We start from the raw sequence: 20,786 nt of genomic DNA on the forward strand, positions 1-20,786 counted from the left end.
CATGAGCGTGGCTGAAAAATCCGAGAAGAAATCCGGCGGGCTTGGCGAAATCGTCAGCGTCATCATCCAGGCTTTGCTGCTGGCCATGGTCATCCGCACCTTGCTGTTCCAGCCCTTCTCGATTCCGTCCGGCTCTATGCGGCCGACCTTGCTCGAAGGCGACTATCTGTTCGTCACCAAATGGTCTTACGGCTTCTCGCGCTATTCGCTGCCATTCGGCCCCGACATCTTTTCCGGCCGCATCTGGGGTTCCGATCCGAAGCGCGGCGACGTGGTGGTCTTCAAGTTCCCGCCGGATCCGTCGCTCGACTACATTAAGCGCGTCGTCGGCCTGCCCGGCGACAAGATCCAGATGAAGGACGGCCAATTGTTCATCAACGGCCAGGGCGTGCCTCGTGTGAAAACCGGCCAGATCCAAAATCCTGATATCACGGAAGTGCCTGAGCCGGTCGACGTCTATCGCGAGACCCTGCCCAACGGCGTCAGCTACGACACGCTCGACCTGACACCGAATTCGATCACCGACAACACCCGCGAGTTCGTCGTGCCCCCCGGCAACTATTTCATGATGGGCGACAACCGCGACAACTCCTCCGACAGCCGCCTCAGCGTCGGCTACGTGCCGGCGGAGAACCTTGTCGGCCGCGCCAACATCGTCTTCTTCTCGATCGCCGGGAAGGCGAGCCCGCTCGAGATCTGGAAATGGCCGTCGCTGGTGCGCCTGTCGCGCCTGTTCCATTTCGTGAATTGATGGCTTTGAAGCGCCCGACGGGTGAAACTCTGGCCGATTTGGTGACAGCCAAAACCGGCCATTCCTTCCGGGATGTCCGTTTGCTCGAGACCGCGCTGACCCATTCCAGCGCGGTCAAGGCAAGCAGCAACAACCAGCGCCTTGAATTCCTTGGCGACCGCGTGCTCGGCCTGATCGTTGCCGACCTGCTTTTTGAAAAGTTTCCTGAGGCGCCGGAAGGTGAAATCGCCCCGCGCTTCAATGCCCTGGTCGATGCGCGGACATGCTCCGAGATCGGCATTGAAATGCAGCTCGAAGATCTGGTTCGGGCCGACGCTGCCTTGAAGGCGCGCTCGCGTGGCTCGGGCGGAAACTATCTGGCGGATGCAGTCGAAGCGCTGATCGCGGCGGTCTATATCGATGGCGGCCTCGATGCGGCAAGGCAATTCGTCCTGCGTTACTGGGAGCCGCGCTCGCAAAAGGTGGTGGCCAAGCCGCCCAATCCGAAATCCGACCTGCAGGAATGGATCGCCAAGACCAGCGATGTCAGGCCCGAATACGCGATCGAGAAACGAGAAGGACCTGAACATCAACCGGTTTTCACGGTGTCCGTGAAGGTCGGCGGTTTTGCGCCGGCGAGCGGCACGGGCGGCTCTCGTCGCGCAGCCGAAGAAGCGGCGGCATCGGCGTTTCTTGTGCGCGAGGGCATCTGGGCCAACCACGGGAGTGCGGCATGACCGCCAGCGAAGATCTCCCTCCGGCCGCGGAGGCCACGCATTCCGGTTTCGTTGCCCTGATCGGGGCGCCCAATGCCGGCAAGTCGACGCTGGTCAACCAATTGGTCGGCGCCAAGGTGTCGATCGTCACTCACAAGGTGCAGACCACCCGCGCCATCGTGCGCGGCATCGCCACGCATGACAACGCGCAGATCGTCTTTGTCGACACGCCCGGCATCTTCAAGCCGAAGCGCCGGCTCGACACCGCGATGGTGACCACCGCCTGGGGTGGCGCCAAGGACGCCGATATCGTGCTGCTGCTGATCGATGCCGAGCGCGGCATCAGGGGCGACGCCGACGCCATCCTCGAGCGGCTGAAGGACGTCCGCCAGCCGATGGTGCTGATCCTCAACAAGGTCGACCGGGTCAAGCACGAGGCGCTGCTGGCCCTGGCCGCGGCAGCAAACGAAAAGGTGCCGTTCAAGCGCACCTTCATGGTCTCGGCGCTGACCGGCTCCGGCTGCAAGGATTTGCTCGACTATCTCGCGCAAGCGCTGCCGGTCGGCCCCTGGTATTATCCGGAAGACCAGATCTCGGACCTGCCGATGCGCCAACTGGCCGCCGAGATCACCCGCGAGAAACTGTATCTGCGGCTGCATCAGGAGTTGCCCTATTCCTCCCATATCGAGACCGAGAAATGGGAAGAGAAACCGGACGGCTCGGTGCGCATCGACCAGACCATCTATGTCGAGCGCGACAGCCAGAAGAAGATCGTGCTCGGCCACAAGGGCGAGACCATCCGCGCCATCGGCCAGTCGGCGCGCATGGAAATAGCCGGCATTCTCGAGCAGAAAGTGCACCTGTTCTTGTTCGTCAAGGTGCGTGAAAACTGGGGCGACGACCCCGAGCGCTACCGCGAGATGGGGCTTGAGTTTCCCCATTGAGCTTCATCGTCTAGAAATGCCGCCCGGCAGTTTGAGACGATGACATGCCTGATCCAAAACCGACCATCGATACCGATCTCGTGCGCCGGCTGGTCAACGCGCAGTTTCCGCAATGGGGGCATCTGCCGGTGAGGCCGGTGGCGTTTGGCGGCTGGGACAACCGAACCTTCCACCTCGGCAATGATATGACTGTGCGGCTGCCGAGTGCCGCACCATATGCCTTGCAGGTCGAAAAAGAGCACCGCTGGCTGCCCAGGCTGGCGCCGCTTCTGCCGCTGCCGATCCCGGTTCCACTGGCGATGGGCGAGCCTGGGGAGGACTACCCCTGGCAATGGTCCGTCTACCGCTGGATCGACGGCGAAACAGCCAAGACCGCCGAAATCGCCGATCGCCCACAGTTCGCGGTCGATCTGGCCAAGTTCCTCATTGCGCTCCGGCGGATCGATCCGGCGGGCGGGCCGCCCGCGGGCCAGCACAATTTCTTCCGCGGCGGATCGCCGAGCGTGTATGACAACCAAACAAGGGAAGCACTCCAGGCGCTGGAGGGGCAGATCGACACCCAGGCGGCCACCGCTGTCTGGGATGCTGCCCTTGCCGCCACCTGGCAAGGGTCGCCCGTCTGGTTTCACGGCGACGTCGCCTGGGGCAACCTTCTGGTCCAAAACGGCCGTTTGAGCGCCATCATCGACTTCGGCACCTCAGGCATCGGCGATCCCTCTTGCGACCTGGCGATCGCCTGGACGTTCTTCCAGGGCGAGAGCCGGGAGGCGTTCCGCGCCGCCATCGACGTCGATGAAGCGACCTGGGCGCGCGGCCGCGGCTGGACGCTGTGGAAGGCGCTGATCACGGTTGCCGGACACGACGCCAACCAAGCCGAAGCCGAGCGATCGCGCCGCGTCATCGACGACGTCCTGGCCGATCACCGGGAATTCGCGTGATCAGAGCCTTTCGACGATGTGCGGAGATCCAATGTCAGCACAGATCGCACGCGGCGCGCCAAAATCTTGATTTCGCCACGCAACCGGTGACAAGCTCCTGCCATGGAATGGCGCGACGAGGGAATCATACTCGGCACCCGCAAGCATGGCGAAACCAGCGCCATTCTCGAGGTAATGACGCGTGCGCATGGCCGCCATCTCGGCCTGGTGCGCGGCGGGCGCTCGCGCAAGCAGCAGCCGGTGCTGCAGCCCGGCAACCGCGTCGACCTTTTGTGGCGGGCACGCCTCGACGAGCATCTCGGCACCTTCCAGGCCGAGGCGATCGAGATGAATGCCGCCCGGTTGATGGACAGCGCAGTCGCCGTCTACGGCCTGCAGACCATGGCCGCGCATCTCAGGCTCCTGCCGGAGCGCGACGCCCATGGCGGCCTGTATGAGACGCTTGCCGTGATGATCGCCCATCTGGACGATTCGGATGCCGCCGGCGAACTGGTGGCGCGCTTCGAACTGCTCATCCTCGACGAACTCGGCTTCGGCCTCGATCTCAGCCAGTGCGCGGCGACCGGCGCCAGGCAGGATCTGGCCTATGTCTCGCCGAAATCCGGCCGCGCGGTTTCGCGCCAGGCCGGCGCGCCATGGCGCGACAAGATGCTGGCGCTGCCGGCCTTCCTGCGGCGCGGCTCCGGCTTGCGGGCGGACCACGCGGCACTCGAGGACGCCTTCCATCTGACCGGTTTCTTTTTCACCCGCCATGTCTACGAGCCGCGCGGCATCGAACAGCCCGATGCCCGTGCCGGCTTCCTCGCCGCCTTGCGCAAGCATCATTCGGGCGGCAAGGCCGCCCTTACGGCAGACGCTGCGCCAGAAGGGGGAGGGAGACTCGGTGGGTGCTGACCTCCGCAAACCGTCCAGGTTCACACCAAAAGCTGCATGCGGCAGCATTCCCTCCCCCTTGTGGGGAGGGTTAGGGTGGGGGTACTCGTAGGGCAAGAGCCTCAGCCGGCTTTGCGATGCTCCATGAAATCATCGAGGATGGCGCGCTGACCGCCGAGGATCTTGAGGCTGGCCTCGGCGAAGGAAAACCAGCCGGCCCTGTCGATTTCGGGAAATTCCTTCGTCACGCCTGACCTGGGCGGCCATTCGATCGTGAACATGTTGCTTTTAACGGCATCGGGATCGAAATCGGCTTCGACGCTCCAGGCGATGACGATCTTGCCGCCGGCTTGCCGATAGCTGCCGACAGGTTCGAAATCGCCATCGATGCTGACTCCGAGTTCTTCCCCAGCCTCGCGCCGGGCGGCGGCCAACTCATCTTCATTGTCCTCGACGAGGCCCTTGGGGATCGACCAAGCGCCTTCATCCTTCCTTGCCCAGAACGGGCCGCCGGGATGGACGAGCAGAAATTCGAGAATGCCGGCCCTTGTCCGGTGGATCAGCAGCCCTGCACTTCGTTTCGGCATTCGATTTCCTCGTAGTTCATCCGAGGATAGCATGGCTCCTGGGCAAGTGGCGGCGGCATGCCATTCCTGGCTATCTCAGATGATGGGTGAGGATAAAGACCGTAGGCCGCTGGAATTTGCCGACGAAACATGCTCGATAACTTCTTTTCGGCCACCATTGCGGTGGCGTGACTTGAATAGCCGTCTGGGGTGGCCGTGTGGCCGCCGCAATTGTCAGTGAAAACTGGCCTGGTTTGGGGGAACCGCCATGTTTGAAAGCCTGATTGGCGCCGTCGTCGTTATCGTGCTTTTTGTCCTCGTCTTGCGCCAGCAGGGCCGCGTCAGTCTGATCGAGCGCGAGCTCGGAGCGCTGCGCAGCCTGGTTCTGTCCGGCGTGCATGCGACACCGCCCGTTGCCAAACCGGCCGAGCAGGCTGCAAGCGCACCGGCGGATGCCGCTCACGCTAGCGCACCAGTTGCCGACATAGCTTCGCCAACAACAGCCGACGCGGCACATGCCCAGGCGCCGGCCGCCGAGGCCGATGCGGCCACCAGCGAGGCCGTGCCAGAGCTGTCGGCTGCGGCCAAGGCCGCATTCACCGGATCCGCGCCTGCCGCCACGGCGAAGGCAGCCCGCCAGTCCGAGGTCGAAACCGCGCTCGGCACACGATGGGCGGTCTGGGTCGGCGGCGTCGCGCTGGCCCTGGGCGGCCTGTTCCTGATCCGCTACACCATCGAGGCCGGCATTTTCGGCCCTGAAGTGCGGCTGTCCCTGGCGGCGCTGCTCGGCCTGGTGCTGATCGGCGGCGGCGAGTTCATCCGCCGCACCGGCTTCAAGGTGCCGGTGCAAGGGGCTGCAGGCGCCTATATTCCGGCGATCCTGACGGCTGCCGGCGCCTTCATCCTGTTCGGTACGGTCTATGCCGCGCATGCCATTTACGGTTTCGTCGGGCCGGCCTTCGCCTTCACCGTGCTCGGCGCCATCGGCGTGGCGACCATTGTCGCCGCCCTCGTCCACGGCCAGGCCCTGGCCGGCATCGGTCTCGTCGGCTCGATGGCGACCCCGGCGCTTGTGTCCTCGCAGGCGCCCAACCCCTGGGCGCTGTTCGTTCATCTCGCGATCGTGCTTGCCGCCACAGCCGTGATCGCCCGCATACGCGACTGGAAATTTCTGATCGCGGCCGCCTTCTTCGGCACCGGCGCCTGGACCATCGTCTACATGATGAGCACGCTCGTCGCCGACCTTGCCGTCATCCTGTTCATCGACGCGGTGACGCTGGCGGTGCTTGCCTTTGTGTGGCTGGGCACACGTGACAGCGAAGCGGAGACGGCGAAGACCGGCTTCGACTGGCCCTCGATCGTGCCAGGCGTTTTCGTTGCGTTTTCAGCGCTAGGCCTGTCCGTCGACACGGCGCTGGTCGCCGCCGGCGGTGCCTTGCCGGGCGCCTTCGTCCTCGTCGCCCTTGTCGCCACCGCACTCTACCGGCCGCGCGCGCTGCCGCTGCTGCATGCCGCCGGCGTGGTGAGCGTGATGATCCATCTCGGCATCATTCCGCCCACCACCATCGGCTCCGACATAACCCAGGGGAATATCGGCTTTGACGGCATGCCGGTGGCGGCCGGAAATCCGTTGACGCTGCGCATCGGCATTGCCCTCGGCCTGGTTTTCATCGGCGCCGGCTTCTGGGCCGCACGCCGCTTCGCCGCCTCAGCACGGGTCCGCGCGGCATGCTGGGCGGCATGGGGCGTCGCTTCGCCGCTGCTTATTCTGCTGACGCTGTGGCTCGCCTACGGCAATCTCGACCGCGACCTTGTCTACGCAGCGATAGCTGCCCTTCTGGTCGTCGTCTTCGCCGCCGGCGGCGAATGGATTGCGCGCGCCGAACAGCCGCCGCTCAAGGGCGACGTCGCCGTCTCCTTCGCGCTTTGCGGCTCGGCTCTGGCCGGGCTCCTGATGCTGCACATGGCCTTCGGTTCCGGCTGGACCACGTTGCTTGCCGGCGTTGCCGCCATCGTGCCGGCGCTGGCGACGCGTTGGCGTTCTTATCCCGTGCTGGGCTGGATTTCGGTCGGCGCGGTCGTCGCCGTGCTCGGCCGCGTCGCCTTCGATCCGACCATCGTCGGCGCCGAGTTCCTGACGACGACGCCGGTGTTCAACTGGCTGCTGCCGGGATACGGCGTGCCGGCGCTGGCCTTCGGCTTTGCCGCCTGGCAACTCGCGCGTACCACCCCCGCACTACCAACAACTGGCAATGGCCGGCCGCGCCTAGCGATGGAGGCGGGTGCAGCCCTGTTTGCGCTGCTCACCGTCGCCATGCTGGTGCGCCACGCCATGCATGGCGGCGTCATCGACACCGGCCCGGTGACGCTCGCCGAACAGGCGATCTATACGCTGATCGCCATCGGCGCCGGCGCGATACTGGTGGCCATCGACATGCGCTCGCCAAGCTCTGTGCTGCGCTACGGCTCGATGGCCGCCGGCGTGCTCTCGGTCGCCTTCATCGTCCTCCAGCATTTCCTGGTGCTCAATCCGCTGTTCACCGACGAATCGACCGGCCAGATCCCGGTGTTCAACCTCTTGTTCCTGGCTTACCTGTTGCCGGCCATAGCCGCCGGCGGGCTGGCGCTCTATGCCAGGGACAAGCGGCCGCCATGGTATGCGCAGATGCTGGCGGTAGTGGCGGCATTGCTTGTCTTCGCCTACGCCACACTGTCGGTCAGGCGCGTGTTCAAGGGCGAGTTCATCGGCCTGTGGAGCGGCCTCGGGCAGCTTGAGACCTACACCTATTCGGCGCTCTGGCTGATCATCGGCGTCGTGCTGCTGACCGCCGGCGTCTGGCTGAAGTCGCAGGTGCTGCGCATTGCCTCAGCGGCGCTGATCGCGATTGCCGTGGTAAAAGTCTTCCTGTTCGACATGTCGGAACTGGAAGGCGTGCTCAGGGCGCTGTCCTTCATCGGTCTTGGCGCCGTGCTGATCGGCATCGGCCTGTTCTACCAGCGGCTGCTGACGCGGGCAGCGAGGGAGGCCAACGCTGCAACTTGAAGTGATATACGAGATGGAATATATGAATATCCAACGGAGGATATTCGATGCCGCTCTATATCCGCGACGACGAAGTGGATGCGCTGGCCAGCAGATTGCAACGCGAGACGAACGCTCCGAGCAAAACGGAGGCGGTGCGGGTCGCGCTCGTGCACGAACTTGAGCGCAATCGGGCGAAGGTGCCGCTGCGCGATCGGATCGCCAGTCTTCAGGACAGGGCCAGGAAGCTTGGCCTGCCCAATCCCGATTTCGATATGAAGAAGTTCACCGACGAGATGTGGGAAGACTGATGTTTGTCGACGCGTCGGTGATCGTCGCCATTCTCAACCAGGAACCTGGGTGGGAGGAATTGCTGAAGCAGCTATCCGGTTTTTCCGGGCAGGTCTGGGTTTCTCCGTTGGTTCACTTCGAAGCAACACAGGCATTGGCAAGGGCCGGCGCCGGCCCGCGCAGACCCAGCGCTGAAGCCCTTCTCCATGCCCGCGATCTGATCGATGAGTTCATTGTGGAGATCATGGGAGAGAGTCTGGCCATTGACGACAACATCAGCTCTCGGGCCATTGACGCGAGCGCCCGTTACGGCAAAGCCGTTGGCCACAAGGCGGATCTGAATCTCGGGGACTGTTTTGCTTACGCCTGCGCGAAAAGCCGCGATCTTCCACTGCTGTACAAAGGCCATGATTTCGCACTGACCGATTTAGGATAATTCGGCCCTTTTGTTGATTGCGGGGAATAATTTAGCCGATCAACTCGTTATCTCACTGCTTGGGTGACCGGGGCGGCAGACCGCTTCGCGCTGGCCGCTTGCGCCGCGCCGGGAAGGCGCGTTCAATCGGGTTAAACAAGGGCGACCTCAGAACCAGCGGTCATGGACGAAAAGAAGGCAGCAATCCTTGGCGAAATACCGCGCCTGCGCCGCTACGCACGGTCGCTTCTGCGCGACCGCGAATCCGCTGACGATCTCGTCCAGGATTGCCTCGAACGAGCGCTCTTGCGGCTTGAAAGCTGGCAGACGGGAGAAAGCCCCCGGAGGTGGCTGTTTACGATCATGCATCATTTGTTCATCGATCAGATGCGCAAGGTGAACCGGCGCGGTGAGGCGACGATCCTACCGCTTGACGCAAACGAGGCGCAGGCAGTCCCCGCCGAGCAGGCGGAGAACGCCGCCTCGCGCGAGATCATCGACGCATTGCAGGCGATCAGCCCCGACCGTCGCGCCGCTCTCGTCATGGTCGCCATCGAAGGATTCTCCTATGCCGAAGCCGCCAACATTCTCGGCGTGCCCGCCGGCACGCTGATGTCGCGCATAGCGCGCGGACGCGAGGAGCTGCGCAGCCTGCTCGATGACACGGCGCGCCGCCGCTCGATAAGGATCGTCGAGAAATGACCCGCCGCGATTTTTCCGAACGCGATATCCACATGGCTCTCGACGGCGAGCTGCCGGGCGACGAGCGCGCCGCCTACGACGCCTGGATCGACGCCAATCCCGAAATGAAGGCCAAAAGCGCCCGCTACACCGCCGACCGCACCGCGTTGCGCGCCGCCTTTGCCGGTGTGCTCGACGAGCCCGTGCCGGTGCTGTTCAAGCAGATCGTTAGCGGTGAAGGCGCGACCAAAGCGGCGGCGCGGCAGTCGCGCTGGTGGCTTGCGCCCGCGGCGGCCGCAGTGCTCGTCATCGGCGGTCTTGGCGGCTATTTCGCCGGCATCGACGGCATCGGCAGGGAAGATGGCGCCGATGACCAACTGGCCGAAGAGGCGATCGCCGCCCATGTCATCTATGCCGCCGAACAGCGCCATGCGGTGGAAGTGCCGGCAAGCGACAAGGATCACCTGCAGACCTGGCTGTCCAACCGCGTCGGCCTGAAACTGGTGGCGCCGGATCTGGTGGCGGAAGGCTTCCAGCTGGTTGGCGGCCGGCTGCTGCCCGCCGGCCAGGGCAAGGCAGCGATGCTGCTTTACGAGGACGCCAAGGGTCAGCGCATCTCCTTGTTCGTTACCGCTGATTCCTCAGCCAAGTCCAAGGGCACCTACATGGCCGAGGCCGACGGCCCCGAGGCGGTCTACTGGCTGGACAAGGGCTATGCCTGCGCCGTCGTCGGCTCGCTGCCGCGCGAGCAACTGGCTGCGGTCGCCAAGCGGGCCTACGGTCAGCTTCTGGCTGGTATCGCCAGTTAAGCGCATTCCGTTTCGGGAATGCGCCGGGGTAGAAAGTGTCACAATTCGGCCCTATTCGAAGTGCGATAGCGCTTGATGGATATCGGCGTTTCGGCTGATGTTTGCGACGTTTTTGACTGCGGTCTTTTCCTCCACCCAATCGAGGTTTTCCAAACCCGCATGCCTGCCGAGATTCGCAAGGCCCGCGCGTCCGACGTCGATGACCTCGCCGCCATCGAGAAGGCGGTCTTTTCCAGTGACCGCATTTCCCGGCGCTCCTTCCGCTTGTTGATCGAACGCGAGACAGCCGAGATGCTGGTCGCCGAAAGCGATGGTCGTGTCGCCGGCTACGCCATCGTGCTGTTTCGCAAGGGCAGCGGCGTCGCCCGGCTCTATTCGCTTGCCACCAGCCCGTTTTTCAGCGGCCGCGGCATTGGCCGCATGCTGCTTGCAGCGGCCGAAGAAGCTGCCTTCGAGCACGACCGCATGATGTTGCGTCTCGAAGTGCGCGAGGACAATCTTCGCGCCATTGGCATCTATGAGCAGAGCGGCTACCGCAAGATCGGTCGCGAGCCTCACTATTACGAGGATGGCGCCACCGCGCTGCGCTACGAAAAGACCTTGCGCGGCGATATTCCGGTCGCCACCAAAGTCCCGTTCTACCAGCAGACCTGCGAGTTCACCTGCGGTCCATGCTGCCTGATGATGGCGATGGCCAATTTCGATTCCGGCTTCGTGCCCGATCCGGTCATGGAAATCCGCCTATGGCGCGAGGCAACGACCGTGTTCATGATGTCCGGCCCGGGCGGCTGCGAGCCCTTCGGCCTTGCGGTTTCCGGCTACGAAAGCGGGCTTGCGGCGGAAATCTTCGTGTCCTTCTATGGCGCGCTGTTCTTGCAATCGGTGCGCAGCGACGACAAGCGCCGGGTGATGGAACTTGCCCAGGTGGACTTTCGCCGCCGCGCGGAACTTTACGGCATCCCGGTGAATTACCGTCCGTTCACCATCGATGATATCCGCGGCGCCCTGGCTCAGGGAAAACTGGTGCTGGTGCTGATCAGCGGCTTCCTGATGTTCGGCAAGAAGGTGCCGCATTGGGTGCTGGCTATCGGCGACGATGGCGACCACATCCTGATCCACGATCCCTGGGTCGAGGACGAAAGACAGGAGACCATCCTCGATGCCGCCAACATTCCCGTGCCGCACGGCATCTTCATGAACATGGCGCAATTCGGCCGCGACGGACTGCGTGCTGCCATCACTCTTGGGAAACGCTGATAACAATGACCTGGGTCATCCTCACCGGCCGTCAGAACGATCTCGACCCGGCGGCGACGCCGCACAAGATCATCACCAACCGTGACTATCTTGCGCATCCGGCGCTGTTTCGCGGCCAGCAGCCGAAGGTCATCAACCTGTCGAACAATTACGCCTACCAGAGCCGCGGCTATTATGCCTCTCTGCTCGCCGGTTCGCGCGGCCACAAGGTCATCCCGACGGTCGAGACGATGATCGACCTGTCCGAGCGCAAGCTCTACGAGCACGCGCTGCCGGAACTGGAGCTGGCGCTCAACAAATGTCGCAAGGATCTCGGTGGCGTATTCCCGCAAAAAATCTGCATCTTCTTCGGCATCGGACCGTCGAAGGTCTGGGACCGCTTCGCCAAGCTGTTGTTCGACTGGTTCCGCGCTCCGGCGCTTGAGGTTCACATCAAGGACAGCGCCGAATGGGCTTCGATCCGCAAGATCGGCTTCCTGCCGCTGGCCAGGATGGCCGAGGAGGAAGAAGCCCTCTTCGTGCAGGCGCTCGAGACGTACACCAACCGCGAGTGGCGCGACACCAAGGGCCGCACGCCGGCACGCTACACCTTCGCCACGCTGGTCGATCCGCATGAGGAACTGCCGCCGTCGGAGATTTCCTCGCTGCGTTACTGGGCCAAGATCGCCGAAAAGATGGGCGTCGAAATCGAGCCGATCACCAGGAAGGACCTGGCCAAGCTCGCCAATTACGACGCGCTGTTCATCCGCGAGACCACCTCGATCTCAAACCACACCTACCGCTTCGCGCGCCGCGCCCAGCAGGAAGGCATGCCGGTGATAGACGACCCGCTGTCGATGATCCGCTGCACCAACAAGGTCTATCTCAACGAACTGATGGCCTACAACAAGGTGCCGGTGCCGCCGACGGTGATGATAGCCGGCACCTCGGACCTCGAACTGGCGGCGCAGACGCTGGGCTTTCCGCTGGTGCTGAAGATCCCGGATTCATCGTTCTCGCGCGGCGTCAAGAAATGCGGCAACTTCGAAGAACTGAAGACGCTCGCCACCGAGTGGCTGGAGGATTCCGATCTCCTGATCGCGCAGAAATTCATCCCGACCGAATATGACTGGCGCGTCGGCGTGCTCGGCGGGCAGCCGCTGTTTGCCGTGCATTATCTGATGGCGAAAAAACACTGGCAGATCGTCAACCACAAGGCCAGCGGCAAGCCCGACCAGGGCGGCATCAAGACCTTCACGCTGAAAGAGACGCCGCCGCATGTCGTCGACACCGCGGTGAAGGCGGCGCGCTGCATCGGCGACGGGCTTTACGGCGTCGATCTCAAGGAAACCAAGGATGGCGTCTTCGTCATCGAGGTCAACGACAACCCGAACCTCGACCATGGCTGGGAGGATTCCGGCGAAAAGGACGAAGTCTGGGTGCGGCTTACGCAATGGTTCCTGGAGCGGCTGGACCGTCCCGGGCGTTAGTTTGCGGTCCCGGGCGGTAATTCAACCGAGGGGGAAAAATGCAGTTCATCGTCATCGAGGATTTCACCGGCTGCGACCGCAAGGAGATCTACCGCCGTTTCGGCGAGCGCGGCAGATTGAAGCCGGACGCGCTTGTCGTGCACCACTCCTGGATCGCGGCTGATATGAGCCGCTGCTTCCTGCTGGTCGAGGCCGATGACGTCACGCTGCTGCAGCGCTGGGTCATCGAATGGTCTGACCTGGTGGAGTTCGAGATCATTCCCGTGGCGACGAACAAGGACATGGTCGCCGCACTGGCCGGCCATCTCTGAGCAGTTCGGTCCATCAGCGAGCACCGGCGAACCCACCGACCGCCGGCATTCCTCAATCAGCCAATTGCGAAACGCCGCCACCAGGTTGCGCCTTGCACTGCGTTCCGGGATCGTCAGGCAATATGGCTGACGCAGCGCGATCGATAGGGCATTCGCCCGGACCAAACGGCCGTCTTCCAGCGCCCCGGCGCAATAAATGCCTTGCGCCAGCGCCACGCCCAGCCCTGAAATGGCAAGGTCGAGCGCTGCCCGCGACGAGTTCGCCGACAGGCCGCGCTGCACTGCGCGGCCGGGCTCTATGCGCGCCGCCTCGAACCAGGTGCGCCAAGACGGAAACGACGCGCCGGTCGGTCCCCAGTCGGTGTAAATCAGTGGCAGGCCGGCGAGGCTGTCGGTTTTGGCGGTGAGTTCTGGCGCGCAGACGGGGTAGACGGCGTCCCTGACGATCTCCTCGGTCGGGTGTTCACGATAGTGCGGGCCGAAGGACAGCCGGATGTCGATCAGTTCGCGGTCGAACGGCACCGGATCGTCATCGCCGCGCAGGGATATGTCGACGGCGCCGTGGCTGGCGACAAAGCCGGCGAGGCGTTCGGAAAGCCAGCCCATCGCCATGGACGGCGGCACCGATACGACAAGCCGCGGGCGGAAGGCATCGCTGCCCTGCGCGATGCTGCCGATCTCTCGAAAAGCCAGGGTCAGCCGGGGCAGCATCTCGACGCCGGCTTCCGTCAGCACCACGCGGCGGTTGACGCGATGGAACAGTTTTCGACCCATCTGCTCCTCGACGGTGTGAATGAGCTGGCTGACCGCGGCCGCCGAGATCGAGAGCTCATCCGCCGCTGCGGCGAAACTCCCCGAGCGCGCCGCCGCCTCGAAGGCTTGAAGTCCTCTCAGGGAAGGAAGCGCGGTCATGGGCTATCCGATAGGTAAGGTAAGCTTATCTATGTCGCAGAAATCCTCGTTTTTCGAAAGCTTTCTTATCGAGTATCTTCGCGCCATGACCGTATCGGCCCAGTTTGAACCCAGAGACCATCGCGACGTCGTCGCGTCTCTGACCAATGAGCAGCGCAGCCGCCTGACCGGCAAGTCGGACGGGCCGGGTCTGGTCCAACTCGCCTTCCATCTCGGCGCGATTGTGGCTATCGGCGGGCTGATTGCGGCCAAGGTGCCGTACTGGCCGCTGTTGATGTTGCCGCAAGGCATTCTCATCGTCTTCCTGTTCACGCTGCTGCATGAGACGGTGCACAGGACGGCGTTCGAGACGCAGTGGCTCAACGATGCCGCCGCAAGGGTCTGCAGCCTGGCGATCGCGCTGCCCGCCGACTGGTTTCGCTATTTCCACTTCGCCCATCACCGTTTCACCCAGGATCCCGAGAACGATCCGGAACTCGCCTTCCCGAAACCGGAGACGATGCGGCAATACATCGTCCACGTCTCGGGCCTGCCGGTGTGGTGGGGGCATTTGCAGACACTCTACACCAACGCGATTGGCGGCTGCCACGACAGCTACGTGCCGCCGAAAGGCCTGCCCAAGGTGCGCACTGAAGCCCGCGCCATGATCGCTTTCTATGTCGTGGTCGCCGCGCTAGCCCTGTGGTTCGAGGCAAGTGTACTGCTCTATGTCTGGATCGTGCCGGCGCTGCTCGGCCAGCCCTTCCTCAGGCTCTATCTGCTGGCCGAGCATGGCCGCTGCCCGCTTGTCGCCAACATGCTGGAAAACACCCGCACCACGCTGACCAACTGGCTGGTGCGCAAAGTCGCCTGGAACATGCCGTATCACGCCGAGCACCACGCCTATCCCGGCGTGCCCTTCCATCAGCTGCCGGCCTTCCACCAGCTGATCGAGCGCCATCTCAAAGTCGTCGAACCCGGCTATGTCAGCTTCCACGAGAAATACGTCGAGACCTTGCGCTGAGGCGCTCGGCCGTCAGCGTAGCGTCTGCTCAACGAGCGTGACGAAATAGCGGAGCACGGTGGGGACGATGGCGTCGTTGAAGACATAGCGATCGCCGTGCAGCCCTTCGCCCAGTCTGACCGCTCCTGCGCCGACCCAGGCATAGCAGCCGCCGGCTTCGCGGACCATGTAGGCAAAATCCTCGCAGCCGAGGCTCGGGTTGAATGCGGTCTCGACCTGCTCGCGGCCGACAACCGCGGTTGCCGCCTGGACGGCCCGGTCAGTGGCAGCCGACGTGTTAACCAGCGGCGGGTAGCCTTTCTTGTAGGCGAGCTTGGCGGTGAGTGCATGCGCCGAGGCAATGCCTTGCGCGATGTCGCCGATCAGCCTTTCGCAATGGTCCGACAAAGTGGGCTCGAAGAAGCGGCAGGTTCCCTGCAGCCAGACCTTGCCCGGCACGATGTTGCCGACATTGCCGCCATGGATCTGGGTGATCGAAACGACCAGCGCCATTTGCGGGTCGACCGAACGGCTGACGATGCGCTGCACGGCTTGAACGAAGGCGCCGGCCGCGAGCACGGGATCGTCGCCTAGCTGCGGCATGGCGGCATGCGCGCCGGTCCCCTCAAAGTTCAGTTCGAAAGTGTCGACGGCCGCCATCATCGACCCGGCACGGGCCGCGATCTTTCCGAGCGGCAGCCCCGGCCAGTTGTGGACGGCGTAGACGGCTTCCATGGGGAAGCGCTCGAACAGTCCGTCCTCGATCATCCGCATGGCGCCGCCTTCATTTTCTTCCGCCGGCTGGAAGATGAAACAGACGGTGCCGTCGAAGGCTCTGTTGTCGGCGAGCAGCTTGGCGGCGCCGAGCAGCATCGCGATGTGCCCGTCGTGGCCGCAGGCATGCATCACGCCGTCTTTCTTCGACGCATATGGCAATCCTGTCTTCTCCAGCACGGGCAAGGCATCGAGTTCGGCCCGAAGCCCGATGGCGCGCACGCCTGGTCGTCCTCTGAGGACGCCAACCACGCCGGTGCCGCCTTTGCCTTCATGAACCTCGTCGAGCCCGAAGGTGCGCAGCTTGTCGGCGACGAAGCGCGCGGTCTCATACTCTTGGAAACCGAGTTCGGGGTTGGCGTGGATGTGATGCCGCCATTCCACCACCTGCGGGGTGAGGGCGGCGATGGGGTCGTTGTGCAGCATTGCGCTCTCCTTGCCGGCTATCGTAAATTCGGCCTTCGATGCCAGCACGTAAAGGATTTGCGCCGGCAGCGTCTTGAACAGGATTGACCGTGTCTGGAATTCAACAGCCTCAGGAGACGACGCAGTTCTGGCGTCATCCGCGCTTTCGCGATCTTGGCATGCTCAAGGCGCGCTTCACGCGGCATCGCTACCAGCTGCACACGCACTCGACCTATGTCGTCGCCCTGATCACGCAAGGGTGCGAGCGGGTCCGCATCGGCAACGAGACTGTCCTCGCGCCGTCGGGCACGGTTCTGCTCGTCAATCCGGAGATATGGCATGACGGCGAGGCGGGTGCCGACCAGGGTTGGGCTTACCGCACCTTTTATCCGTCGGCCTCGCTCATGGGTGCGATCGCGGACGAACTCGGGCAGGATCGCCCGCCGTTGTTTTCGCAAGCGATCGTCGATGATGCCGATCTCGTCCAGGCAGTAGGCGTCGCGCACTTGGCTTCGACATCGGGTGATGCCACGAGCGCCGAAACATCCATGCTGATCGCCTTGCGCAAGCTCATCCTGCGCCATGGCGATTGGGGCGGCCGGCGGCGCGAGGCGGTCGAAAGCTTCGGATCGAAAAGCCGGCTCCGGGTCTATGAACAGGTCATCGAAGACCATCTGAACTCGGACCTCGATTTGCAGCGGCTCGCTGAAGCCGCAGGCGTGACGCGCTTTCAAGTTATCCGCGATTTCAGGAAAGTGCTGGGTCTCACCCCTGCTGCCTTCATCCGTGACCGCAGGCTGCGCCGTGCCGATCTGCTGATCCGGCAAGGTTCAGATCTCGCCGGTGCCGCCTTTGCGGCCGGCTTCTCCGACCAAAGCCATCTCTCGCGCACCTTCCGCGCCGCGCATGGAATGACGCCGGGGATGTTCAGGCGCGCCGGGACGCTGCCCTCGTCTTGAGAAGTCGAGCCATGTCGGCGGCCTTTGACGGCATGCCGATCAGAAAGCCCTGCGCCTCGACGCAGCCAGCCTTGCGCAATATGTCGAGCTGCGCTTCGGTCTCGACGCCTTCGGCGGTGACAGTGATGCCAAGTTCGGCACCAAGCCCGATGATCGTGCGCACGATCGCCGCCGTGTCCTTGTTGTCGATATCGTGGATAAAGGAGCGGTCGATCTTGATCTTGTCGACGGGAAAACGCCTGAGATAGCCGAGCGACGAATAGCCGGTGCCGAAATCGTCGAGCGCGATGCGGATACCGAGTTCGCGCAGCTGTCTCAGCGTCTTCAGCACCGTCTCGCTCTCATCCATCAGCACGGTCTCGGTGATTTCCAGTTCGAGCCGGCTGGCCGGCACGCCGGAAACGGCCAGCGCCGAAATCACGCTGCGGGCAAAGTCGGCGCTTCTGATCTGCACTGCCGAGACATTGACGGCGATGCGCATTCCAGGCGGCCAGCCGGCGGCCACGCTGCAGGCCTGTTTCAGCGCCCATTCGCCCAGCGGAACGATCAGCCCGCTGTCTTCGGCGGCTGCGATGAAATCGTCGGGCGCCACCAGGCCGCGCGTCGGTGAATTCCACCGCATCAACGCTTCGGCGCCGACGATCTTGCCCGACGCGATGTTGGTGATCGGCTGGAACTCCAGCACGAACTCCCGCCGCTTCAGTGCCGTCTCGAGATCGGTTTCGAGCGCCAGGCGCGCCCGCACCAAGGCATCCATGCCGGGCTCGAAAAAGCGGTAGACGTTGCGGCCTTCGCTCTTGCCGCTGTAAAGCGCCATGTCGGCGTTCTTCAAAAGCGTGTCGGCGTCCTTGCCGTCACCGGGATACAGCGCGATGCCAAGGCTGATGCCGACATGCATGTCGCGGCCCTTGTCGCGAAACGGCTGGCTGACGACAGCGACGATGCGTTTTGCCAGTTGTTCCGCATCGGTGGCGCCTTTGGGATTGAACTGCAGGATGGCGAACTCGTCGCCACCGAGGCGGGCGACCACATCGGTGTCGCTGCGCAGGCTGTGCCGCAACCGCTCCGCCACGCATTTCAGCAGCCAGTCACCGGCCGGGTGTCCCCAGGTGTCGTTAACGGCCTTGAAGCGATCGAGGTCGAGCGAGAAGATCGCCAACGGTGTATCGCCGGCCATCGCCTGGTCGAGCCGTTCGCGAAACATCGAGCGGTTGGGCAGGTCGGTCAGCGTGTCGTAATGGGCAAGGTGGCTCATGCGCTCTTCGGCGCGCCGGCGCTCGGTGATGTCTTCGAAGGTCGCCACCCAGCCGCCACCGGTAAGCGGCCGGCGCGCAACCAGCAGCGTTCGGCCATCGGCAAGGCTGCGGTCTGTCGAACGCTCCTCACCGGCCTGCAGGCTGGCTCTGGTGTTGGCGATCTCGCCGTCGATGTCCATCGACGGATAAATGCGCAGTCGCACCATCTGTTCGAGCAGGGCGCGCTGGCTCATGCCGAGCGGGAAGTCGTCAGGCGTGACCTTGTAGAGGTCGAGGAAGCGCTGGTTGCGCACGATCAGCGTGCCTTCGGCGTCGTACATCAACAGGCCTTGCGACATGTTGGCGAGCGCCGCATCGAAGCGGCGGTGCTGCTCCTTCAGTTCCTGCTCGGCCCGCCTTTGCTCCGTAATGTCCTCATAGATCGACACCCAGCCGCCTGAGGCCAGCGGCCGGTGCGTGATGGAAACGATACGTCCGTCCGACAGTATTTCCTCGTAGGTCGAGGCTTGCGCGCGCTCGATATAGGGCTTGCGGATGGCATACAGGTCTTCGGCGCTCTGTGAGGCGACACCGATGTCGACGCTGTGCTTTAGAATGTCCAGGAACGCGATGCCGGGCCGCACGATCTTCGCGTCGAGGGAGAAGATGCTGATATAGTTGCCGTTGCAGATGATCATCCGCTCGTCGGCGTCGAACATGCACAGCCCATGCGACATATTCTCGACGGCCGCCGAAAAGCGCTCGTTCTGGTGGCGCAGTTCGTCGGCGATCTGCCGTGGCGCGGCGACGCCTCCGGCTCCCCGTCTGCGGACGGGCGAACCACCCTTGACGTGCGCAACGGACATGAGGCGTGCCTGCTGACCGTGATCGAAACCCGGTACTGTGGTTACCGCTGGTTAATTTAGCGTATGTTCACTGCGCCGAATGCACGGCAACCGTTGCCTGGCGTTGCTTTTCAAGCGTTGCGTAGCGTTTGAGGAAGGCAGCTTGCGCCGAGGTCACCGAGTGCGGCTTAAAGTCGAAGCGGTCGGCATTGAACCCGCGCGGCCGGCCGAAGAACTCGGTTGCTTCTGCGGTCGAGAAACCGGCAAGCAGCGTCGCCTCGTAATAGGCGGCGATCTGGTCGGCGCGCTTGATCTCCTTGCGCAAGCCGACGCCGAGTTCGGGCGGCAGCGAAAAGCGCTGATGGATGGCGCGCTGGAGACGCAGCTCACACTCCTTGTAGGAGCCGCCCATTACCGATTTGAACGGCGAGATCATGTCGCCGATGACATATTCCGGCGCGTCATGCAGCAGTGCTGCCAACTGAGCGGTGGCCGAGGCGTCCGGCTGCAACTCGCTGAACAGCGCCTCGACCAGCAGGGAATGCTGGGCGACCGAAAAGGCGTGATCGCCGCGGGTCTGCCCGTTCCAGCGGGCAACGCGGGCAAGCCCGTGGGCGATGTCTGAGATTTCGATGTCGAGCGGCGAGGGATCGAGCAGGTCGAGCCGCCGCCCCGACAGCATGCGCTGCCACGCGCGGGGTGGCGCTCCGACGCGATCGGCAGCCATCAGGCGTCCTCCGCGCCGATGGCTTCCCTGGGAAAGCTGAACTGCGCCCAGGCCGGGATGGCTAGCGAGACGGTGACATCACCGGCCAGTACCGGCTGGCCAGCGTCGAGCGCCGCCTTGACCCGGTCGATGCGGGCAATGGCGAGGCCGGCCGTGCCCGCGGTCGAGCCGAGCGTGCCGACCGGCCGCCCCGCAACCGACAGCTCCGAGCCCGGCGCGGGCAAGGCATGGTCGGCCGAAACGATCAGCACGCGGCGCCTGGCGGTGCCGCGATGCTGCATGCGCGAGACCACTTCCTGGCCGACATAGCAGCCTTTCTTGAAGCCGACGCCGCCGGTCTCGTCGAGCAGCACGTCGTGAGGGAAGGCATCGCCGAGCTGATAATCGGAACCGCTTTCGGCAATGCCGTTGGCGATGCGGAGCGCCTGCCACGCAGCCGGGTCGCCACCTACGGATGCGCCGCCATAGGAACGGCTCACAACCACATCGCGGAAGCGGGCATCGGCAAGTGTCGTTGAATCAGAAGGTGAGGCGCTTGAATCATCGCCCCACGCAACCGTCACAAGCACTTGATCCTGCTTCGCGATCTCGGCCTTGGCGCGCAGCTTGTAAAGCATCAGCCGGCGCAGGAAGTCGTCTGCGACGTCGGCACGGCAATCCAGCCGGAATCCGTCCTCGCCGCTACGCGAGATCAGGAAATCAAACAGGATCTTGCCTCGCGGCGAAAGCAGCGCACCGGGTTTTGCCGCACCGGCGCCCAGCGTGTCGAGGTCGGTGGTGAGGATGTTCTGCAAAAAATGCTCGGCATCCGGGCCTGACACAGAAATGAGAGCGCGGTCTTTGAGCAGGGCAAAAGGCATGGGCGGCAAAGAACCTGATCTTGCAAAACGGTCGGCCTTTACGTAAGCCGACGATACTCCCCCCG

The 20,786-nt window shown here is 63.7% G+C and carries 19 protein-coding genes and 1 pseudogene; 14 read left to right on the forward strand and 6 right to left on the reverse strand.

Annotation, left to right across the window (positions count from 1 at the left end; all coding sequences use genetic code 11):
* Position 1 precedes the first annotated feature (1 nt).
* The 5 genes from lepB (at position 2) to recO (ending at position 4,222) form a co-directional block, all read left to right on the forward strand.
* The gene (lepB, locus tag ACYG9V_RS12625; protein WP_023670241.1) at positions 2-751 is read left to right on the forward strand and encodes a signal peptidase I; all 750 of its coding nucleotides are present in this window, start codon (positions 2-4) and stop codon (positions 749-751) included.
* Positions 751-1,467, forward strand: coding sequence for a ribonuclease III (gene rnc / locus ACYG9V_RS12630; RefSeq protein WP_352762964.1), 717 nt, complete (start codon positions 751-753; stop codon positions 1,465-1,467). Before lepB ends, rnc begins: the two co-directional genes overlap by 1 nt.
* Positions 1,464-2,390 (forward strand): GTPase Era, encoded by a 927-nt coding sequence (gene era, locus ACYG9V_RS12635; RefSeq protein ID WP_352497145.1) that lies wholly within the window; start codon positions 1,464-1,466, stop codon positions 2,388-2,390. The genes rnc and era overlap by 4 nt, the downstream gene beginning before the upstream one ends.
* 44 nt (positions 2,391-2,434) lie before the next feature.
* Positions 2,435-3,328 carry an aminoglycoside phosphotransferase family protein gene (locus tag ACYG9V_RS12640; protein ID WP_352762962.1) on the forward strand — a complete coding sequence of 298 codons (894 nt, stop codon included), beginning with the start codon at positions 2,435-2,437 and terminating at the stop codon, positions 3,326-3,328.
* Between the two features lie 102 nt (positions 3,329-3,430).
* Positions 3,431-4,222 carry a DNA repair protein RecO gene (gene recO / locus ACYG9V_RS12645; protein WP_023670245.1) on the forward strand — a complete coding sequence of 264 codons (792 nt, stop codon included), beginning with the start codon at positions 3,431-3,433 and terminating at the stop codon, positions 4,220-4,222.
* A gap of 101 nt (positions 4,223-4,323) precedes the next feature.
* Here recO and ACYG9V_RS12650 read toward each other — a convergent pair whose 3' ends face one another.
* On the reverse strand, positions 4,324-4,788 hold the full coding sequence (locus tag ACYG9V_RS12650) for an NUDIX domain-containing protein (protein ID WP_352762960.1): 465 nt from the start codon (positions 4,786-4,788) through the stop codon (positions 4,324-4,326).
* A gap of 247 nt (positions 4,789-5,035) precedes the next feature.
* Here ACYG9V_RS12650 and ACYG9V_RS12655 point away from each other — a divergent pair, with 247 nt between their 5' ends.
* The 7 genes from ACYG9V_RS12655 to ACYG9V_RS12685 all read left to right on the forward strand — a co-directional run bounded on the left by ACYG9V_RS12655 (position 5,036) and on the right by ACYG9V_RS12685 (position 12,711).
* Positions 5,036-7,810 carry a DUF2339 domain-containing protein gene (locus ACYG9V_RS12655; protein WP_352762958.1) on the forward strand — a complete coding sequence of 925 codons (2,775 nt, stop codon included), beginning with the start codon at positions 5,036-5,038 and terminating at the stop codon, positions 7,808-7,810.
* 47 nt (positions 7,811-7,857) lie between these two features.
* Positions 7,858-8,100 (forward strand): type II toxin-antitoxin system VapB family antitoxin, encoded by a 243-nt coding sequence (locus ACYG9V_RS12660; protein ID WP_023670248.1) that lies wholly within the window; start codon positions 7,858-7,860, stop codon positions 8,098-8,100.
* On the forward strand, positions 8,100-8,516 hold the full coding sequence (locus tag ACYG9V_RS12665; RefSeq protein WP_352443838.1) for a type II toxin-antitoxin system VapC family toxin: 417 nt from the start codon (positions 8,100-8,102) through the stop codon (positions 8,514-8,516). Before ACYG9V_RS12660 ends, ACYG9V_RS12665 begins: the two co-directional genes overlap by 1 nt.
* Before the next feature lie 162 nt (positions 8,517-8,678).
* A complete protein-coding gene (locus tag ACYG9V_RS12670; protein WP_023702686.1) occupies positions 8,679-9,197 on the forward strand; it encodes an RNA polymerase sigma factor in 519 nt (172 codons plus the stop codon).
* Positions 9,194-9,985, forward strand: coding sequence for an anti-sigma factor family protein (locus tag ACYG9V_RS12675; RefSeq protein WP_023709777.1), 792 nt, complete (start codon positions 9,194-9,196; stop codon positions 9,983-9,985). The genes ACYG9V_RS12670 and ACYG9V_RS12675 overlap by 4 nt, the downstream gene beginning before the upstream one ends.
* A gap of 159 nt (positions 9,986-10,144) precedes the next feature.
* On the forward strand, positions 10,145-11,242 hold the full coding sequence (locus ACYG9V_RS12680) for a peptidase C39 family protein (protein ID WP_023692865.1): 1,098 nt from the start codon (positions 10,145-10,147) through the stop codon (positions 11,240-11,242).
* Positions 11,243-11,247: 5 nt separating this feature from the next.
* On the forward strand, positions 11,248-12,711 hold the full coding sequence (locus ACYG9V_RS12685) for a RimK family protein (protein ID WP_023692866.1): 1,464 nt from the start codon (positions 11,248-11,250) through the stop codon (positions 12,709-12,711).
* Between the two features lie 329 nt (positions 12,712-13,040).
* Here ACYG9V_RS12685 and ACYG9V_RS12690 read toward each other — a convergent pair.
* Positions 13,041-13,934, reverse strand: a pseudogene (locus ACYG9V_RS12690) (LysR substrate-binding domain-containing protein); the annotation flags it as partial.
* 85 nt (positions 13,935-14,019) lie between these two features.
* Between ACYG9V_RS12690 and ACYG9V_RS12695 the strand changes: the two are divergent.
* Complete coding sequence (locus ACYG9V_RS12695; protein ID WP_352763084.1) at positions 14,020-14,937, forward strand: fatty acid desaturase family protein; 918 nt, start codon at positions 14,020-14,022, stop codon at positions 14,935-14,937.
* A 12-nt stretch (positions 14,938-14,949) separates the two neighbouring features.
* Here ACYG9V_RS12695 and ACYG9V_RS12700 read toward each other — a convergent pair whose 3' ends face one another.
* Positions 14,950-16,116 carry an amidohydrolase gene (locus tag ACYG9V_RS12700; protein WP_352762956.1) on the reverse strand — a complete coding sequence of 389 codons (1,167 nt, stop codon included), beginning with the start codon at positions 16,114-16,116 and terminating at the stop codon, positions 14,950-14,952.
* Between the two features lie 89 nt (positions 16,117-16,205).
* Here ACYG9V_RS12700 and ACYG9V_RS12705 point away from each other — a divergent pair, with 89 nt between their 5' ends.
* Entirely contained in the window at positions 16,206-17,054 is an 849-nt protein-coding gene (locus tag ACYG9V_RS12705; protein WP_352762955.1) for an AraC family transcriptional regulator, read from the forward strand.
* Here ACYG9V_RS12705 and ACYG9V_RS12710 read toward each other — a convergent pair.
* The 3 genes from ACYG9V_RS12710 to ygfZ all read right to left on the reverse strand — a co-directional run bounded on the left by ACYG9V_RS12710 (position 17,023) and on the right by ygfZ (position 20,721).
* Positions 17,023-19,155, reverse strand: a complete 2,133-nt coding sequence (locus tag ACYG9V_RS12710) for a putative bifunctional diguanylate cyclase/phosphodiesterase (RefSeq protein WP_352538519.1) — start codon at positions 19,153-19,155, stop codon at positions 17,023-17,025. The two genes, ACYG9V_RS12705 and ACYG9V_RS12710, sit on opposite strands and share 32 nt — an antisense overlap.
* 67 nt (positions 19,156-19,222) lie before the next feature.
* Positions 19,223-19,861 (reverse strand): HD family hydrolase, encoded by a 639-nt coding sequence (locus ACYG9V_RS12715; protein ID WP_352762953.1) that lies wholly within the window; start codon positions 19,859-19,861, stop codon positions 19,223-19,225.
* On the reverse strand, positions 19,861-20,721 hold the full coding sequence (ygfZ, locus tag ACYG9V_RS12720) for a CAF17-like 4Fe-4S cluster assembly/insertion protein YgfZ (protein WP_352762952.1): 861 nt from the start codon (positions 20,719-20,721) through the stop codon (positions 19,861-19,863). The genes ACYG9V_RS12715 and ygfZ overlap by 1 nt, the downstream gene beginning before the upstream one ends.
* Positions 20,722-20,786 lie beyond the last annotated feature (65 nt).

This window comes from Mesorhizobium sp. W016, assembly GCF_054719485.1.

Excerpts from the sequence above, each read along its gene's own strand:
- ACYG9V_RS12680 (WP_023692865.1), top strand. The coding sequence starts at position 10,145 with ATGCCTGCCGAGATTCGCAAGGCCCGCGCGTCCGACGTCGATGACCTC.
- ACYG9V_RS12710 (WP_352538519.1), bottom strand. The coding sequence starts at position 19,155 with ATGTCCGTTGCGCACGTCAAGGGTGGTTCGCCCGTCCGCAGACGGGGA.
- ygfZ (WP_352762952.1), bottom strand. The coding sequence starts at position 20,721 with ATGCCTTTTGCCCTGCTCAAAGACCGCGCTCTCATTTCTGTGTCAGGC.
- ACYG9V_RS12700 (WP_352762956.1), bottom strand. The coding sequence starts at position 16,116 with ATGCTGCACAACGACCCCATCGCCGCCCTCACCCCGCAGGTGGTGGAA.
- ACYG9V_RS12675 (WP_023709777.1), top strand. The coding sequence starts at position 9,194 with ATGACCCGCCGCGATTTTTCCGAACGCGATATCCACATGGCTCTCGAC.
- ACYG9V_RS12715 (WP_352762953.1), bottom strand. The coding sequence starts at position 19,861 with ATGGCTGCCGATCGCGTCGGAGCGCCACCCCGCGCGTGGCAGCGCATG.
- ACYG9V_RS12640 (WP_352762962.1), top strand. The coding sequence starts at position 2,435 with ATGCCTGATCCAAAACCGACCATCGATACCGATCTCGTGCGCCGGCTG.
- ACYG9V_RS12650 (WP_352762960.1), bottom strand. The coding sequence starts at position 4,788 with ATGCCGAAACGAAGTGCAGGGCTGCTGATCCACCGGACAAGGGCCGGC.
- ACYG9V_RS12665 (WP_352443838.1), top strand. The coding sequence starts at position 8,100 with ATGTTTGTCGACGCGTCGGTGATCGTCGCCATTCTCAACCAGGAACCT.
- lepB (WP_023670241.1), top strand. The coding sequence starts at position 2 with ATGAGCGTGGCTGAAAAATCCGAGAAGAAATCCGGCGGGCTTGGCGAA.
- ACYG9V_RS12685 (WP_023692866.1), top strand. The coding sequence starts at position 11,248 with ATGACCTGGGTCATCCTCACCGGCCGTCAGAACGATCTCGACCCGGCG.
- recO (WP_023670245.1), top strand. The coding sequence starts at position 3,431 with ATGGAATGGCGCGACGAGGGAATCATACTCGGCACCCGCAAGCATGGC.
- ACYG9V_RS12695 (WP_352763084.1), top strand. The coding sequence starts at position 14,020 with ATGACCGTATCGGCCCAGTTTGAACCCAGAGACCATCGCGACGTCGTC.
- ACYG9V_RS12655 (WP_352762958.1), top strand. The coding sequence starts at position 5,036 with ATGTTTGAAAGCCTGATTGGCGCCGTCGTCGTTATCGTGCTTTTTGTC.
- ACYG9V_RS12670 (WP_023702686.1), top strand. The coding sequence starts at position 8,679 with ATGGACGAAAAGAAGGCAGCAATCCTTGGCGAAATACCGCGCCTGCGC.
- rnc (WP_352762964.1), top strand. The coding sequence starts at position 751 with ATGGCTTTGAAGCGCCCGACGGGTGAAACTCTGGCCGATTTGGTGACA.
- ACYG9V_RS12660 (WP_023670248.1), top strand. The coding sequence starts at position 7,858 with ATGCCGCTCTATATCCGCGACGACGAAGTGGATGCGCTGGCCAGCAGA.
- era (WP_352497145.1), top strand. The coding sequence starts at position 1,464 with ATGACCGCCAGCGAAGATCTCCCTCCGGCCGCGGAGGCCACGCATTCC.